This window comes from Enterovirga sp. (assembly GCF_035325185.1).
GTDB lineage: Bacteria > Pseudomonadota > Alphaproteobacteria > Rhizobiales > Beijerinckiaceae > Enterovirga.
Genome location: NZ_DAOLAJ010000003.1, coordinates 61,261 through 77,349, shown reverse-complemented (window position 1 = coordinate 77,349; position 16,089 = coordinate 61,261). Strand labels below are relative to the sequence as shown.

Sequence of the window (16,089 nt, the reverse complement as noted above, 5' to 3'; positions counted from 1 at the left end):
GGACGCCTCTCCCGCACGGGGCGAAGCGGCCGCGTCTCGCCGATCGCGCCGGGCCTGCGGTGCTTCCGCATCGATGCCGGGCCGGAAGCGAATCCTCCCCTCGTCTCGGTGGTCATTCCCACGGCCGGCCGGGACCTGGTGCTCGGCGGCCGGCCGCGGGACCTCGTTCTCGATTGCGTCAGGGGCATCCTGGAGCGCTCGAGCTATGCCAGGATCGAGATCGTCGCCGTCGCCGGCCCCGATTTGCCGGAGGGCAAGCGCGCCGCCCTGGAAAGGCTCGGCTGCCGGATCGTCGACTACGCCGAGCCCGCCCTCAACATCGCGGCCAAGATCAATCTCGGCGCCGCCGCGGCCCGGGGCGAGATGCTGCTGCTGCTGAACGACGATACCGAGGTCATCGCGGAGGACTGGATCGAGCGCCTGCTCGCCCATGCGCTGAAGCCGCATGTCGGGGCGGTCGGGGCGAAGCTGCTCTACCCGGACGGCACCCTCCAGCATGCCGGCGTCGTGACCCTGCGCGGCAATCCGAACCATGTCCGCCGGGGCTATCCCGGCCGCGACCGCGGCTATGTCTTCAGCACCGCGGCGACGCGCAACTATGCCGCCGTGACGGGGGCCTGCATGATGACGCCCGCAATCCGCTTCCGGGAGGTGGGCGGCTATCGCGAGGATATGCCTGTTCATTTCAACGACGTCGATTACTGCTTCGAGCTGCGCCGGCGCGGCTTTCACATCGTGATGGAGCCTCGCGCCGTCCTCACGCATTTCGAGAGCGCCTCGCGCAGCCACGGCGTCGCGCCGGGGGAACTCGCCCTGTTCCAAAGGAGATGGGCGGCCGATCTCGCCGATGATCCGTTCTATCCGAACCTTCCCTTTGCGACCGTCCCTCCCTGTTTCGAGGTCTTCGTCAGGGCGGAGACCCACGCGGCATGACCGGGAGGCCCCCGCCCGCAGCCTCGACGGCCGTGGTGTTCCTGGTCCGGGGCCGGGACGCGGCCTGGGAGGCGTCCTTTCGCCGCTTCCTTGCCTCCTGGCGCCGCCATCCGGCCGGGCTCGCGCACGACCTCGTCCTCGTCTGCAAGGGTTTCGACGATCCCTCCGGGCAGCGCCTGGTCGAGGAGGAGGCGGCGAGGGCGGGCGCGCGCTGCCTTCCCGTCGAGGACGGCAGCTTCGATCTCGGCGCCTATCGCGACGCGGCCCGCACGCTCCTCCACGAGCGCCTCTGCTTCCTGAACGGCCATAGCGAGATCCTGGCCGATGGCTGGCTCCTCAAGCTCGCGCGGCAGCTCGACCGGCCGGATATGGGCATGGTCGGCTGCACGGGCTCCTTCGAGGTGCCGCGCGACTTCCCCTCCCTGCGCCATCCCAACGTGCATCTGCGCACGAACGGATTCCTGCTCGGGCGCGGTCTCTTCCTGGAAGCCGTGGGAGGGCGGGCGATCCGGCGCAAGCGGGACGCCTATGCGCTGGAGAGCGGCCCGGCCAGCCTGACGAGGACCGTCCTGTCGCTCGGCCTCGGGATCGCAGTGGTCGGGGCGGACGGGCAGGGCTATCCGCCCCGCCTGTGGCCGCGCAGCCGGACCTTCCGCCTCGGGCGGCAGGACAATCTCCTCGTCGGCGACAACCAAACGCGCGCCGTGGCCGCCATGACCTGGGACGACCGAGCCTTCCTCGCCCGCCATACTTGGGGGCGCTATCTCACGGAGCTTCTTCCCCCCGGGATGGGGAGGCCTCAACCGGGCACCGTCCGCAGGTAGTCGCCGAGCGCTTCCCGCCAGTGGCGCAGCACGATGCCGAAGGCCGCGGCCTTGCCGCAATCGAGGACCGTGTAGGGCGGCCGGCGCGCCGGCCCGTAGCGTCCCCGCCGGTCCACGGGCGCGACCCGCGCGCCGCAGCCGGCTTGGCGGAAAACCGCCCCGGCGAAGGTCGCCCAGTCGCAGCACCCCGCATTCGTCAGGTGATAGAGGCCGGCCGGAGCCTCGCGCCCGAGGAGCGCGATCGTCGCCCCCGCGAGATCGGCGGCCGAGGTCGGCGTGCAGACGAGATCGCACCCGACCTCGACGACGTCCCGGTTGCGGGCGTCCCGCAATCGGTCGAGCACGAAATTGCCTCCCTTCTGGCGGCTCGGCGCGTGGCCATAGAGGCCGCAGCTTCGGATCACGAAGGCCCCGGCGGGGTGAAGCTGCAAGGCGGCCTCCTCCCCCGCGGCCTTGGACAGGCCATAGGCTTGCAGGGGATTGGTGGCATCGCTCTCGCGATAGGGCTCCGCCCGCGCCCCGTCGAAGACATAGTCGGTCGAGAAGGTGACGAGCCGGGCCCCGATCGCCTCGCAGGTCCGGGCGAGGACGGCGACGGCGACCGCATTGACGGTCAGCGCCTCGTCGAGGCGGCTCTCGCAGAGATCGACCACATGGAAGGCGCCGGCATTGACGACGATGTCGGGCCGCGCCTCCCGCACGGCCTCGGCGAGCGCGGCCGGGCGCGCGAGGTCGAGCGCGGCGCGCGGGGGGGCCGTGATCCGCCAGCGCATCTGCGCCTGCCGCCGGATCTCGCTGCCGAGCTGGCCCGAGCCGCCGATCAGGAAGACATGCGGCCTCACGGAAAGGCCCGGTCGAGATCGGGCCAGGCTCTGTCCTTCGGCGAGATCGCCGCGACCGGACGTGGCCAGGCGATGGCGAGGGCGGGATCGTCCCAGCGCAGCCCGGCCGCCGCGTCGGGCGCGAAGGCGGGCGTGATCGCATAGGCCAGCTCGCTCTCGTCCTCCAGGGTCTGGAATCCATGGGCGAAGCCCGCGGGGACATGGAGGGAGAGGCCGTTCGCCGCCGACAGGACGAAGCCGGCCCAGCGGCCGAAACTGGCCTCCTGCGGCCGGAGATCGACGGCGACGTCGAAGACGGCGCCTCGCGTGCAGCGCACGAGCTTCGCCTCGGCATGGGGCGGCTTCTGGAAATGCAGGCCGCGCAACGTGCCGGCACGCCGGTTATGGGAGGTGCTCCACTGGACGAAGGCGGTCGCGAGCCCCTGCCGCTCGAACAGGGCGGCGTCGAAGACGCGCGCGAAATGGCCGCGCTCATCCTCGCGGCGCCCGGGATGGATCAGGACGAGACCGGCAAAGTCCGTCCGCTCGAATCTCACGGCAGCACCTCGAGAGTCGGGATCGGAACCACGAACCGCCCGCCCCAGTCGCGGATATGGGCGAGCTGCCCCATGATCTCGGCCCTGATGTTCCAGGGCAGGACGAGGACGTAATCCGGCTTGTCCTGGGCGATCGCCTCGGGCTCGCGGACGGGGATGCGCGTCCCCGGCAGGTAGCGGCCCTGCTTCATCGGATTGCGGTCCACCGTATAGTCGAGGAGATCGGTGCCGATGCCGCAGTAATTCAGCAGCGTGTTGCCCTTGGCCGGCGCGCCGTAGCCGACGATCCTCTCGCCCCGCTCGCGCAGGTCGAGAAGGAAGCGCAGGAGGTCGCGCTTGATGCGCCGGACCTTGTCCTCGAAGCCCTCATAGCCCTGCGGCCTGTCGTAGCCTCCGGCCGCCTCGCGGGCGGCGAGGTCGAGGACGGCGCGGCTTACCGGCAGCGCTTCGTTCTCCCGGTGGCGGGCGAAGATGCGCAGCGACCCGCCATGGGTCGGCAATTCCTCAACGTCGAAGATCGTCAGCCCGGCCGCAGCGAAGATGCGCCTCACCGTGTGCAGCGAGAAATACGAGAAATGCTCGTGATAGATCGTGTCGAACTGCACGCCCTCGACGAGGCGCACGACATGAGGAAACTCCATCGTCACGACGCCGCCCGGCGCAAGAAGCTCCCGGATGCCGCCGACGAAGTCGTTGACGTCCGGGACATGGGCCAGGACGTTGTTGCCGAGGATGAGATCGGCCGCCCTCCCCTCCTGCCGGAGCCGGCGCGCGAGGCGGCGGCCGAAGAAATCGACGAGGGTCGGAACGCCCCGCGCCTCGGCCGCCACCGCGACATTCCGCGAGGGATCGATGCCGAGGACAGGAATGCCGCGGGCGCGCAGATATTGCAGCAGGTAGCCGTCATTCGAGGCCAGCTCGACGACGAGGCTGTCCCCGCCGAGCCCGAGCCGTCCCGCGATCATGTCGCAATAGGCGCGGGCATGGGCGAGCCAGCTCTCCGAATAGGAGGAGAAATAGGCGTAGTCGTCGAAGATCGCCGCGGCCGGCGCGTGCTCGGGAAGCTGCACGAGCGTGCAGGCGTCGCAGAGATAAACCCGCAGCGGATAGGCCGTCTCCCCGCGCAGAAGGTCGTCCGGGCGCAGGAAGGAATTCGAGGGAGGGCTCGCCCGCAGGTCGCAGAAGACCCGCGAGAGGGGGGCGCCGCAATGGCGGCAGGCGAGAGGCGGCGTCACTCCGCCGCCTCCGGCATCGCGGCGAAGGGTGCGGCAGGCAGCGCCTCGTAGACGGCGATCTGCTCGCGAACGAGATCGACGGCCGGAACGCCCGCGGCGTGGCGCCGGTGCCAGGCCACCGTCCAGTCCAGGGCCTGGTCAAGGGACAGGCGCGGCTGCCAGCCGAGATGCCGGCGCGCCTTCGCCGCATCGACGGCGAGGAAGCCGGTCTCGCGCGGCCCCGCCCCGTCCCGACGCCGCCATTGCGCCCCCTCCCCCCAGGAGGCCGCGATCCGGTCGGCGATCCAGGAGACCGGGCGGGCCTCGCGCGGATCGGGGCCGAAATTCCAGGCCCCCTGCACGGCCGGGCCTTCGCCCGTCGCGGCGCGATGCAGGCTTTCGGCGAGCAGCAGATAGCCGCAGAGCGGTTCGAGGACGTGCTGCCAGGGCCGCGTCGCCGCCGGGTGGCGAATGGAAACGGTCTCGCCGCGTCCGAAAGCCGCGAGGCAATCGGGGACGAGCCGGTCGGCCGACCAGTCCCCGCCGCCGATGACGTTGCCGGCCCGCGCGGTCGCGACGGCGACGCCCGCCTCGTCGAGGAAGGAATGCCTCCAGGCGGCAGCCAGGATTTCCGCACAAGCCTTGCTGGCGCTGTAGGGATCGCGGCCACCGAGCGGATCCTCCTCCCGATAGGGATGGGCATGGCCCCGGTCGAGATAGACCTTGTCGGTCGTGACGCAGAGCAGGGCCCTGACCGAGGGCGCCTGCCGGACGGCTTCGAGCAGGTTCATCGTGCCGAGCACGTTGCTCGCGACCGTCCCGGCGGGATCGCGGTAGGAGCGGAGCACCAGCGCCTGGGCGGCGAGATGCAGCACGATGTCGGGCGCGGCCTCGCGCATCGCGGCGCGCAATCCCTCGGCGTCGCGCAGGTCGCCGCGGCCTGCTTCGTCGCCGTCCGTCTCGGACCACAGGTTCGGCGAGGTCTCCGGGTCGAGGGCCCAGCCGGCCGGGTGGGCCCCGAGGCGGAGCAGCCATTGCCAGAGCCAGGCGCCCTTGAAGCCGGTCTGGCCGGTCAGGAAGACGCGCTTTCCGGCCCAGAAGGCGGGATCGGGGCTCACCAGAGCTTCCACGGCGCCCTCCCGCTCTCCCAAAGCTCCTCGAGCCGGCGCTTGTCGCGCAAGGTGTCCATGGCCTGCCAGAAGCCGCGATGCCGGAAGGCGCGCAATTGCCCGTCGAGGGCGAGGCTCTCCAGGGGCTCGCGCTCCCAGAGCGTCATGTCGCTCCCGATCCTGTCGAGCACGCGCGGCGCCAGCACGAAGAAGCCCCCGTTGATCCAGCTTCCGTCCCCGGCGGGCTTCTCCTGGAAGCCGTCCACGAGGTCGCCGCCCATCTTCAGGGCGCCGAAGCGGCCCGCGGGCTGGACAGCGGTCACCGTCGCCTCCGCGCCATGGGCGAGATGGAAGGCGACCAGAGCCCGCAAATCGATATCGGCGAGGCCGTCCCCGTACGTCATGCAGAAGGGCTCGTCGCCCAGATAGTCGCGCACGCGCCGAAGACGGCCTCCGGTCATGGTCTCGGCGCCGGTATCGACGAGCGTGATCTTCCATGGTTCGACATCGCGCCGATGCACGACGGTCGTATCGTTCTTGAAATCGAAGGTCACGTCCGACAGGTGAAGCCCGTAATTCGTGAAGTACTCCTTCACGAGATACCCTTTGTAGCCGAGGCAGATCACGAAGTCGTTGATGCCCTGGGCCGAGAATATCTTCATGATATGCCACAGGATCGGGCGCCCTCCGATCTCGACCATGGGCTTCGGGCGCAGCTCGGTCTCCTCGCTGAGGCGCGTGCCGAGCCCCCCGGCCAGGATGACCGCCCGCGTGACCTTGCCCACCGCGCGCGCTTCCGCGCAGGCGCGCGAGGCCGGGCCGAAGCCGCCCTGCCCAGCCATGGCCGGATCCGTATTCGCAAGCATCGTGACACCTCGTTGCGGCTCTCGTTGGAGCGGAAAGCGGCGCCTGGCCGGCTAGTGCGCGTGAAGGGTCACGGCGTGGGCCACCGCCTTGTCGAGAAGCTGCCGCTGCTCGCGGAAGGAGAGATCGAGGGGCCCCGGCCCCGCCTCCCATCCGGGCGCACCCGGCGGCGAGGCGGCCCAATGGAGCGCCGCGGAGACGGCGAAGAGGGCGAGGCCCGCCACGCACAAGCTCAGGAGCCGCTGCATCGCCTCGACATGGAGCCGGGCGGGAACGTCGAATCGCCGGGACATCGGAAGGTCCTCCGTGGTGTCCTTACAATACGTGGGTAAATTTCCCACGTCAAGAGGAAGTGGGATTGCTTCCCACGGGTTTTCCGGTAACGAACGGCCCATGACCGGCCCGCCCCAGGCACCCATCGACGGCTCGCGCCTCCAGGCGCCGCTGGCCCGCCTCCTGCGGCCCCTGGTGCGGCTCCTGGTGCGCAGCCGCGTCACCTTTCCCGCCGTGTGCGACCTGCTGCGGGAACTCTATGTGAACGTCGCCGAATACGACTTCGCCCTGCCCGGGAAGGAGCAGACGGACAGCCGCGTCAGCCTTCTCACCGGCATCCACCGCAAGGAGGTCCGGCGCCTGCGCGGGGCCGGGGCGCCGGTCAGCGCCGTGCCGGCCGCCGTCTCGCGGACGAGCCGCATCCTGGCCCGCTGGCTGGCCGACCCGCTCTATGCCGATCGCGAGGGCCGCCCCCTCGCCCTGCCGAGGATGGGCGAGACGCCCTCCTTCGAGACGCTGGTCGCCTCGGTGACGCGCGACGTCCGCCCCCGCGCGGTGCTCGACGAATGGATGGATCGCGGCCTCGTCGTCCTCGACGGAGAGGACAGGGTCGCCCTCCAGGACACCGCCTATGTCCCCCAGGGCGGCAGCGACCAGCAGCTCTATTATCTCGGCCGCAACCTGCACGACCACATCGCGGCGGCGGTCGCGAATGTCGAGAGCCCGCATCCGCCCTTCCTGGAGCGCTCGGTCCATTACGACGGCCTCTCGCGGGACCTGGCGGAGCGGCTCCAGGCGCTCTCGCGCGACATCGCGGTCCACGCCCTGCAACAGGCGAATCGCGAGGCCCATGCCGCCTGCGAGACCGACGAGCCCGGCGAGTGGCGATGGAATTTCGGGGTCTACGTCTATACCGAGCGCAAGCCGCCGGCCGCGCCGGAGACGGAGACGCCATGACCTCGTCCCGGCGCCGCTTTCTCGCCTCGGCGGCCTCCATCCTGGCCGCGTGGCCGGAGCTGGTCCGCGCGCAATCCTCCGATCGCGGCATCGGCGGCACGGGCGTCGCGCCGTCCGGTCCCGTCGGCGAGGACCGCGGGATCGGCGGAACCGGGGTGATCGGCACGATCCGCCGCTTCGGTAGCATCTATGTGAACGGCCTGCGCATCACCTATCCCCGCGACGTCGCGGTCTTCGTCGACGGCGAGCGCGGCCGCGTCGGGGACCTGCGCCTCGGCCAGGTGGCGCAGGTGGTGGCGCGGCCCGCCGGCAAGGCGCTCGTCACCGACAGAATCGACATCCGCAGCGAGGTGGTCGGCCGGATCGAGTCCCTGGAGGGGCGGCGGGCCGTCGTCGCGGGCCAGAGCGTCGATCTTCCCGCCGCCGCCGGCCGGCTCGCGCCCGGCGAGCATGTCGCGGTCAGCGGCCTGCGGCGCATGGACGGCGTCATCGAGGCAAGCCTCGTCGCGCCGCGCCAGGGGAGCCGCACCCTCGTCGCGGGTCCCGTCAGGCGGGGCGTGGACGGCTCCCTCAGGATCGGGGACCTGACACTCCGGGGACTCGACCCCGCCCTGGCCGGGCGCCCCGCCATCGTCTCCGGCAGGATGGAGGCGGGCGGTCTCGCGGTCGAATCGGCGAGGCGCGACCGCGGCCCGGTGGGTCCGGGCGTCCGGCAGCTTTCGATCGAAGCCTTCGCCGAGCGGGCCGACCGGCGCGTCCGGCTCGGATCGGGACTCGAGGTCGGCGGCAGCGCGCGAGCCGTGCCCACGCGCGGCGGGGAGCGCATGATCCTGACGACCCGCGTCGGCCAGGGCGGCCAGCTCCAGATCGAGCGGGCTCAGCCCGGGCGGGGGATCGGCCGGGCGCCCGACGGGAGAGGTTCGCCGGCGCCAAGCCATGGCCCCGGAACCTCCTCGCCCTATGGCCGCGGTCCGGGAGGCCCCTCGCACACGGCGCCGTCCCCCGGAAACCCGTCCCCCGGCGCCCCCGGCCGAGGCGCCCCCTTCCATGGCCCCCCGTCGTCACCTGGCGGGCGGACGCCCGATATCGACATGCGCCGGCCCGGCGAAGGGCCGGGAGGCTTCGGCGGGGGGGGCCCCTTCCGAGGCCCTTGCCTCCGGGGCCCGGGAGGCGGCGGGCCATTCGGAAACCCCGGCTTCGGCGGCCCGGGAGGAGGTCCCTTCGGGGGGCCCGGCGGCTTCGGCGGGCCTGGAGGTGGTCCCCGCGGCGGGCGATAGGCGGATTCGAAGGCTGACAAGGCGGCGGCCCCGAATCCGCCCTGGGAGGGGCATGCGTCGTTTGCACAGGCGCGCATACGCTTTTTATGATGGCAGCCATGACCGCGCCCCCGAATTCCGCCAAGGCCGATGCGGAGAGCCCCGGCGAGGCGGCCGGGACCTGCAACTGCTTCGCCATCCGCGCCGCCGCCCGGCAGACGAGCCAGTTCTACGATCGCCATCTCGCCCCCTCGGGGTTGCGGACGACCCAGTTCTCGGTCCTCGCAAATCTGCGCCGCAGCGGGCCGCTCGCCATCAACGAGCTTGCGAGCCTGCTGGCGATGGACCGCACGACCATGGGACGGGCGCTGCGCCCGCTGGAGCGCGAGGGGCTGGTGGAGATTGGCCCGGGACGGGACGGCCGCACCCGCGCCCTCAGCCTGACGGAAGCCGGCCGGGCGCGCCTGCGTCTCGCCGCCCCCCTCTGGCGGGAGGCGCAAGCGGCGTTCGAGGCCCGGTACGGCGTGGCGGAAGCCGCCGTGCTCCGGGAGGCGCTGAAGCGCCTGCGGGACCTGGAGGCCGCCCCCGCCTGAGAAACCTTCCGAAAGGCGGTTCAACCCGGTGGCCCGCCGCATTAAGCTGGCGGGGAAACCGGGAGGATACGGGTTGAACCAGATCGATCTCAACGGCCACGTCGCCGTCGTGACGGGCGGGGCGCAGGGCATCGGCCAGGCGGTGGCCGAGCGATTCGCCGCGAGCGGCGCCACGGTTGAGATCTGGGACCTCGACGGCGATCTCGGGCGGGAGACGGCCGCCTCGATCGGCCCGATGGTGAGCGCGCGCGCCGTCGACGTCACCGATGCCGAGGGCGTGATGGCCGCGGCGCGCGAGGCCGAGGCCGCGCACGGCCCCATCGACATCCTCGTCACCTCGGCCGGCATCGCCGGCCCCAACACCCAGACCTGGACCTATCCGGTCGCGGACTGGCAGCGGATCATGCGGATCAATGTCGACGGCACCTTCCATTGCTGCCGCGCCGTCGTGCCCTCCATGATCGCGCAGGGCTACGGGCGCATCGTCACCATCGCCTCGATCGCCGGCAAGGAGGGCAATCCCAACGCCTCGGCCTATTCGGCCTCCAAGGCCGCCGTGATCGGGCTCACGAAGTCGCTCGGCAAGGAGCTGGCCGGCTACGACATCGCCGTGAACGCGGTGACGCCCGCGGCCGCCCGCACGCGCATCTTCGACCAGCTCACGCAAGAGCATATCGACTTCATGCTCTCGAAGATTCCGCGCAACCGCTTCCTGGAGACGCGCGAGCTTGCCGCGATGGTGGCTTGGCTCTGCTCGGCCGAGAATTCCTTCACGACGGGCGCCGTCTTCGACGCCTCGGGTGGCCGCGCCACCTATTGAGGCCCCACGGGACGGCCCTTGGCCGGGAGGATGAGAGATGCCGATCGCGGATGCGCAGAACGACCTGCTGCTGATGGTCGATTTCCAGGGCCGCCTCATGCCGGCCATCGCGAACGGGCAGGAGGTGGTCGCCCAGGCGCGGCGGCTCCTCGCCGCGGCGCGACTGCTTGGCGTCCCGGTCGTCTATACCGAGCAGAACCCGAGGGGCCTCGGCGGCACCCTTCCCGAACTGGCCCCCCGCGAGGGCGAGGCGGTCGTCGCCAAGATGACCTTCGACGCCTGGCGCTCGCCGGAGGTTCGCCGGGCCGCGCCCGCGGGGCGTGCGACGCCTGCGGGGCGTGCGACGCCCGCAGAGCGCGACCTGCTCGTCGCGGGCTGCGAGGCCCATGTCTGCGTCCTCCAGACGGTGCTCGGCGCCCTGGCGGACGGCCGGCGCGTGAAGGTCGTGCGCGACGCGATCGGCTCGCGCCGGGAGGAGAGCCGCGCGGCGGCGATCGCCAGGATGCAAGGCCACGGCGCCGAGATCGTCACGACGGAGATGGTTGTTTTCGAGTGGCTCGGCAGTGCCGAGAACCCCTCCTTCAAGGAGACCATCGCGCTCATCAAATAAAGCAAGAGACGCCCGCCCCTGCTCGTCTTGCCAGAATCTGAAGGGAAGCTGGACCGTTGGTCGTCATTTTGACACAGTGATGCAGTGCAACATAGCCATACGGTCCCGCGAGGGATCCCGTGCTGGCCTGATGTTGCAGGAGGATATGGGCATGCCGCGCTCGGCGATGCTGCTCGGAGCGATGGTCGTAGGGGCGGCTCTGCTGGCCCCGCCCGAGGTCGCAGGCGAATTCGGCCTCGCCCCGGCGGGGGCGGCGAGCCAGAAGGGACGCGCCGGGGCGGTCCGCGGCAAGCGCCCGGCCGCCGGGCGGGCCTCGGCCGCGCGCCGCGTCCGCTTCACGGAGAAGAAGGGCTTCATGGCGAAGGCGCGCTACGCCTCGCTGCCGAAATTCAAGCCGCGCGTCGTGATGCCCGCCGTCGCGGCACCCAAGGCCGCCTCGGCGGAAGCGCCTCAGCCGGATCATGTCGCCGAGCCGAAATCCGACCCGGCCTCGCTGCCGCTCGACCGCGTGATCGCCACCGCCTCGATCACGCCTGCCCCGGCCGTCGACCCCGGCATGGAGCGCATGCGCCCGGCGCTCGAAGCGCGGGCTCGCGCCATGGCCTTGGATCTGGGGAATCTCTCGCTGTCCCCGCCGGAGGCCGCGCCGCCCGTCCAGCTCGCGGCCCGCAGCGTGACCTTCGATCTCCAGAAGGGCGTGCGAACCATCGTGTTCGACGACGGCGCCACCGTCACCGCGCCCTTCGACAAGGAGCGTGCCTCCGGCCTCACCGGCCTGAAGCCCGCCTCGCCCTGAGGCGGCTCGACAACGGTCCCTCGCGAAAGCGCCGTCAGCCGGCATGCCCCTCCGCGGCGCGGCGCATGGCGGCGCAGATGTCCGGGCTGATCCTGTCCAGATGGCCGCAGGCATGGGCGAGATACCAGCCGCGCAATTCCGGCTGGGACGGCGCGACCGTCATCGCCACCAGGATGAAGATGCCGAGCACCCCGGCAATGGCGAGAATGAGACGCAGCATGAATTCATCCGAAGCTCGAAACCCTCGGGGCAACGGCGACGCATCCCGAGCGTTCCACCCTCGCCCGGCGAGCCGTGAGGCGAAATCCCCCAAAGGCGCGTGACGGCCGGACGGGTCGCGCTCTATTTCGGTAGGGAGAGGCCCTGGAGGGCCCCCTGGGGCAGATGGGCCGGAGGCGGCGCATCTGCCGCTCCGGCGGCAGCAGGGGCCGCCGCTTTTCCTTTCCCCTGCCCTTTCCCACGGGCGGGGCGCTCGGCCTTCGGCGGCGGCTTGTCGGCGATCGCCTTCGCCGCCGGGGACTCCTCGCATCCCGCGAAGGCCATCGGGCCAATGAGGACGCGCCCGTCCTCGGCGACGACGCGCAGGGTCGCCGGTGCGGCGCGTCCCTCGGCCCAGCGGATCGGCTCGCGCCCCTCGCGCTCCACCGATTTGAGCGAGCCGCCCTGGCGCAGATTGTTCAGGTCGGGCCCATAAGCCGTCGCACGCCGGCCGTTGACCACCACCTCCAGCACCACGGCCTCGTCGCGCGAGAGCGGCCGCAGCGGGTTTTCGGCCAGCACGAGCGTCCCCTGGCGCAGGACCCACAGCTTGAGTCCCTTGCCGGACTGGTAGAGCGCCGCCTTCGGGGCGCAATCGGCCGGCGCGGGCGCCGCGCCGTCGGGCGCCGGCTGCGCGAGCGCATTCGGCGCAGTGGCGAGGACCGCCCAGCCGAGGAGCGCCGCGCCCAGGCTCCGCGCGCCAGGGCCGAGATGGTTCGGAATCATCCTTCCCCTTGACCGGGCAAGCATGACCGTTTCGCGGCAAGGCGGGCGCGTTGCCCCGCTCGTCCCCGATTCTGCTAACCCTGCCCGGGACAAGGGAACCGATTCGGTTCGGAACGGAGCGTCATGAAGAAGCCGGTCGATCCGCCGGAGGAGGGCGGGGTCGAGATCGTCAGCCTGAAATCGGCGCTCGAGGAGCGCTATCTCTCCTATGCGCTCTCGACGATCATGCATCGCGCCCTGCCGGATGCGCGCGACGGGCTCAAGCCCGTCCATCGACGCATCCTGCACGGCATGAACCTGCTCCGGCTCGGCCCCAACACCTCGTTCCGCAAGTCGGCCAAGATCGTCGGCGACGTGATGGGCTCCTTCCATCCGCACGGCAACCAGGCCATCTACGACGCGCTGGTGCGGCTCGCGCAGGATTTCGCCTCGCGCTACCCGCTCGTCGACGGCCAGGGCAATTTCGGCAATATCGACGGCGACAACGCCGCCGCCGAACGCTACACCGAGGCGCGCATGACGGATGTCGCGCGGCGCCTCCTCGACGGCATCGACGAGGACGCGGTCGATTTCCGGCCCAATTACGACGGCACGAGCGAGGAGCCGGTCGTCCTTCCGGCCGCCTTCCCGAACCTCCTCGCCAATGGCAGCCAGGGCATCGCGGTCGGCATGGCGACCTCGATCCCGCCCCACAATGCCGGGGAATTGTGCCAGGCCGCGCTCTACCTGATCGAGCGGCCGGGCGCGACGTCGGACCAGCTCGTCCAGTTCGTGCCCGGTCCCGATTTCCCGACCGGCGGCATCCTGATCGACAAGGCGGAGGCGATCGCGGACGCCTATCGCACGGGCCGGGGCTCGTTCCGGGTGCGGGCGCGCTGGTCGCGGGAGGACGGGGGCCGCGGCACCTGGGTCGCGGTCGTCACGGAAATCCCCTACGGGATCCCCAAGTCGCGGCTGATCGAGAAGATCGCCGAGCTGATCAACGAGAAGAAGCTGCCGCTCCTCGCCGATGTGCGCGACGAATCCGCCGAGGATGTCCGCATCGTGCTGGAGCCGCGCTCGCGCACGGTCGATCCGCTCGTGATGATGGAATCGCTCTTCCGGCTCACGGAGCTGGAGGCGCGCATCCCGCTCAACATCAACGTGCTGACCGCGGGCGGCAAGGTGCCGAAGGTGCTCGGCCTCGCCGAATGCCTGCGCGAATGGCTCGACCACCGGCGCGACGTGCTCCAGCGCCGCTCGCGCCACCGCCTCGCCGCCATCGGGCGGCGCCTGGAGATCCTCGGCGGCCTCCTCATCGTCTATCTGGACCTCGACCGCGTCATCAGGATCATCCGCGAGGAGGACGAGCCGAAGGCGGAGCTGATGCGCGTCTTCGCGCTGACGGAGATCCAGGCCAACGCGATCCTCGACACGCGCCTGCGCTCGCTGCGCCGGCTCGAGGAGATGGAGCTGAAGCGCGAGCAGTCGGAGCTGCGGGAGGAGAAGGGCTCCCTCGAGGCGCTGCTCGAGTCCGACAAGAAGCAATGGCAGACGATCGCCCGCCAGATCCGGGAGATCTGGAAGGTCTACGGCCCCGAGACCACGATCGGACGCCGGCGCACCTCGATCGAGGACGCGCCCGATCTCGGCGAGATCGATTTCGCCGAGGCGATGGTCGAGCGCGAGCCGATCACCGTCATCGTCTCGCAGAAGGGTTGGATCCGGGCCATGAAGGGCCATCAGCCGGATTTGTCCAAGGTCGAGTTCAAGGGCGACGACAGCCTCAGGACGGCCTTCTTCGCCGAGACGACCTCCCGCATCCTGGTCATGGCGACGAACGGCAAGTTCTACACGCTCGACGCCTCGAAGCTCCCCGGCGGGCGCGGCTTCGGCGATCCGATCCGGCTCATGGCCGATCTCGACGAGGGCGCCGACGTCGTGGCCGCCTTCGCCCACAGGCCGGGATCGAAGCTGCTGCTCGCCGCCTCGGACGGGCGCGGCTTCGTGGCGCCGGCCGACGATCTCGTGGCGACCACCCGCAAGGGACGCAGCGTGCTGGGCGTCGATGCGAAGGAGCGGGCGGTCGTCGCCTCGCCCGTCTCGGGCGACCATGTCGCCGTCGTCGGCGAGAACCGCAGGCTGCTCGTCTTCCCCCTCGGGCAGGTTCCCGAGATGGGGCGGGGCAAGGGCGTGCGCCTGCAACGCTACAAGGATGGCGGCCTTTCCGACGCCAAGACCTTCACGCTGGCCGAGGGCCTGACCTGGAAGGACACCTCCGCCCGGACCTGGACCGTCGCCGAGGCCGAGTTGCGCGAATGGCTCGGCAACCGCGCCGAGGCCGGCCGCCTGCCGCCCAAGGGTTTTCCGAAGTCGAACAGGTTCGAGTGATGGGTCATCCCGCCGCGAAGGCGGGATGACCATGTCTCGAGCCGCTCAGTCGTTGTCACAGAGGCCGCGATAGAGAAGGCCGCCGATCGCGCCGCCGACGATCGGCGCTACCCAGAAGGCCCAGAGCTGCTCCAGGGCCCAGCCCCCGGCGAAGATCGCGGTCGCCGTCGAGCGGGCCGGGTTCACCGAGCAGTTGCTGACGGGGATCAGGATGAGGTGGCACAGGGTCAGGCAGAGGCCGATCGCGATCGGCGCGAAGCCGGCCGGCGCCTCACGATGGGTCGAGCCCATGATGACGAAGATGAACATGCCGGTCACGACGGCCTCCGCCACGAGGACGGGGATGAGCCCGTACTTGCCTGGCGAATGCTCGGCGAATCCATTCGAGGCGAAGCCGCCGGCAGGGTTGAAGCCCGGCGCGCCGGAGACGATGAAATACAGCACGGCGGCCGCGGCGACGCCGCCCACGACCTGGGCGATGATATAGGGAACGACCTGGCTCGCCGGGAAGCGCCCACCCGTCGTGAGGCCGATCGTGACGGCCGGATTGAGATGGCAGCCGGAGATGTGGCCGATCGCGAAGGCCATGGTGAGGACCGTCAGGCCGAAGGCCACGGCGACCCCGAGGAATCCGATGCCGAGCTGCGGGAAGGCGGCGGCCGTCAGCGCCGCGCCGGCTCCGCCGAACACGAGCCAGAACGTGCCGATCGCCTCGGCCAGGTATTTCTTCAAGTCCATATCGTTCACATCCTTTGCTCGATGTCTGAGCGGCGCGCAGTATGCCCGCCGAGACCGCAAAGGAAAGACGCTTTGTTGATAACCTTCGGCTGCCCGTCCGGCTAGTCGTGCCTGGTCCAGCCGGAGGACAGTAATCGCTCCTGAGGCGTAAATCGTTCCTTGTAGGCCATCTTCCGCGATCCCGGAACCCAATAGCCGAGGTAGAGATAGGGAAGAGCGGACGCCTTCGCACGTGCGATATGATCGAGGATCAGGAAGGTGCCGATGCTGCGGGCGGCGAGATCCGGATCGAAGAACGAATACACCATCGAAAGACCGTCCGACAGCTCATCGATCAGGCAGACGGCAACCAGCTCGCCCGCGCCGCGGC

The 16,089-nt window shown here is 70.7% G+C and carries 18 protein-coding genes and 1 pseudogene; 9 read left to right on the top strand and 10 right to left on the bottom strand.

Annotated elements, in window-relative coordinates; all coding sequences use genetic code 11:
* Both PKD06_RS01355 and PKD06_RS01350 read left to right on the top strand, forming a co-directional pair.
* On the top strand, positions 1–933 hold a 933-nt coding region (locus PKD06_RS01355), incomplete at its 5' end, for a glycosyltransferase (protein ID WP_324376976.1).
* Positions 930–1,757, top strand: a complete 828-nt coding sequence (locus tag PKD06_RS01350) for a hypothetical protein (protein WP_324376974.1) — start codon at positions 930–932, stop codon at positions 1,755–1,757. The genes PKD06_RS01355 and PKD06_RS01350, both read left to right, overlap by 4 nt.
* Here PKD06_RS01350 and rfbD read toward each other — a convergent pair.
* Genes rfbD through PKD06_RS01320 form a run of 6 tightly spaced genes read right to left on the bottom strand, consistent with a single transcriptional unit; the run spans position 1,733 to position 6,615 of the window.
* Complete coding sequence (rfbD, locus tag PKD06_RS01345) at positions 1,733–2,599, bottom strand: dTDP-4-dehydrorhamnose reductase (RefSeq protein ID WP_324376972.1); 867 nt, start codon at positions 2,597–2,599, stop codon at positions 1,733–1,735. The genes PKD06_RS01350 and rfbD overlap by 25 nt on opposite strands.
* Positions 2,596–3,135 (bottom strand): dTDP-4-dehydrorhamnose 3,5-epimerase, encoded by a 540-nt coding sequence (gene rfbC / locus PKD06_RS01340; protein WP_324376970.1) that lies wholly within the window; start codon positions 3,133–3,135, stop codon positions 2,596–2,598. Before rfbC ends, rfbD begins: the two co-directional genes overlap by 4 nt.
* The gene (locus PKD06_RS01335; RefSeq protein ID WP_324376968.1) at positions 3,132–4,370 is read right to left on the bottom strand and encodes a class I SAM-dependent methyltransferase; all 1,239 of its coding nucleotides are present in this window, start codon (positions 4,368–4,370) and stop codon (positions 3,132–3,134) included. The genes rfbC and PKD06_RS01335 overlap by 4 nt, the downstream gene beginning before the upstream one ends.
* Positions 4,367–5,479, bottom strand: a complete 1,113-nt coding sequence (rfbG, locus tag PKD06_RS01330) for a CDP-glucose 4,6-dehydratase (RefSeq protein WP_324376966.1) — start codon at positions 5,477–5,479, stop codon at positions 4,367–4,369. Before rfbG ends, PKD06_RS01335 begins: the two co-directional genes overlap by 4 nt.
* Complete coding sequence (rfbF, locus tag PKD06_RS01325) at positions 5,464–6,324, bottom strand: glucose-1-phosphate cytidylyltransferase (protein ID WP_324376963.1); 861 nt, start codon at positions 6,322–6,324, stop codon at positions 5,464–5,466. Before rfbF ends, rfbG begins: the two co-directional genes overlap by 16 nt.
* A 51-nt stretch (positions 6,325–6,375) precedes the next feature.
* Positions 6,376–6,615, bottom strand: a complete 240-nt coding sequence (locus tag PKD06_RS01320) for a hypothetical protein (protein WP_324376961.1) — start codon at positions 6,613–6,615, stop codon at positions 6,376–6,378.
* A 100-nt stretch (positions 6,616–6,715) separates the two neighbouring features.
* Between PKD06_RS01320 and PKD06_RS01315 the strand changes: the two genes are divergently transcribed.
* From PKD06_RS01315 to PKD06_RS01290, 6 genes are all read left to right on the top strand, one after another.
* On the top strand, positions 6,716–7,552 hold the full coding sequence (locus PKD06_RS01315) for a DUF6502 family protein (RefSeq protein ID WP_324376959.1): 837 nt from the start codon (positions 6,716–6,718) through the stop codon (positions 7,550–7,552).
* Complete coding sequence (locus PKD06_RS01310; RefSeq protein ID WP_324376957.1) at positions 7,549–8,829, top strand: hypothetical protein; 1,281 nt, start codon at positions 7,549–7,551, stop codon at positions 8,827–8,829. The genes PKD06_RS01315 and PKD06_RS01310 overlap by 4 nt, the downstream gene beginning before the upstream one ends.
* 98 nt (positions 8,830–8,927) lie before the next feature.
* Positions 8,928–9,401, top strand: a complete 474-nt coding sequence (locus PKD06_RS01305) for a MarR family winged helix-turn-helix transcriptional regulator (RefSeq protein ID WP_324376955.1) — start codon at positions 8,928–8,930, stop codon at positions 9,399–9,401.
* A gap of 73 nt (positions 9,402–9,474) precedes the next feature.
* The gene (locus PKD06_RS01300; RefSeq protein WP_324376953.1) at positions 9,475–10,221 is read left to right on the top strand and encodes an SDR family NAD(P)-dependent oxidoreductase; all 747 of its coding nucleotides are present in this window, start codon (positions 9,475–9,477) and stop codon (positions 10,219–10,221) included.
* 37 nt (positions 10,222–10,258) lie between these two features.
* Positions 10,259–10,831, top strand: coding sequence for an isochorismatase family protein (locus PKD06_RS01295; RefSeq protein WP_324376951.1), 573 nt, complete (start codon positions 10,259–10,261; stop codon positions 10,829–10,831).
* A 151-nt stretch (positions 10,832–10,982) separates the two neighbouring features.
* Positions 10,983–11,627: a hypothetical protein gene (locus tag PKD06_RS01290; RefSeq protein WP_324376949.1), complete on the top strand. Its 645-nt coding sequence runs from the start codon at positions 10,983–10,985 to the stop codon at positions 11,625–11,627.
* A 34-nt stretch (positions 11,628–11,661) separates the two neighbouring features.
* On the opposite strand, the gene PKD06_RS01285 is transcribed toward PKD06_RS01290, so the two are convergent.
* Positions 11,662–11,847 carry a hypothetical protein gene (locus PKD06_RS01285; protein WP_324376948.1) on the bottom strand — a complete coding sequence of 62 codons (186 nt, stop codon included), beginning with the start codon at positions 11,845–11,847 and terminating at the stop codon, positions 11,662–11,664.
* Between the two features lie 122 nt (positions 11,848–11,969).
* Positions 11,970–12,611, bottom strand: coding sequence for a hypothetical protein (locus PKD06_RS01280; RefSeq protein WP_324376946.1), 642 nt, complete (start codon positions 12,609–12,611; stop codon positions 11,970–11,972).
* A 123-nt stretch (positions 12,612–12,734) separates the two neighbouring features.
* On the opposite strand from PKD06_RS01280, the gene parC reads away from it, so the two are divergent.
* Positions 12,735–14,981: a DNA topoisomerase IV subunit A gene (gene parC / locus PKD06_RS01275; protein ID WP_324376944.1), complete on the top strand. Its 2,247-nt coding sequence runs from the start codon at positions 12,735–12,737 to the stop codon at positions 14,979–14,981.
* 45 nt (positions 14,982–15,026) lie between these two features.
* On the opposite strand, the gene aqpZ is transcribed toward parC, so the two are convergent.
* A complete protein-coding gene (aqpZ, locus tag PKD06_RS01270) occupies positions 15,027–15,719 on the bottom strand; it encodes an aquaporin Z (RefSeq protein ID WP_324376942.1) in 693 nt (230 codons plus the stop codon).
* Positions 15,720–15,820: 101 nt separating this feature from the next.
* Positions 15,821–16,089, bottom strand: a pseudogene (locus tag PKD06_RS01265) (arginyltransferase); the annotation flags it as partial.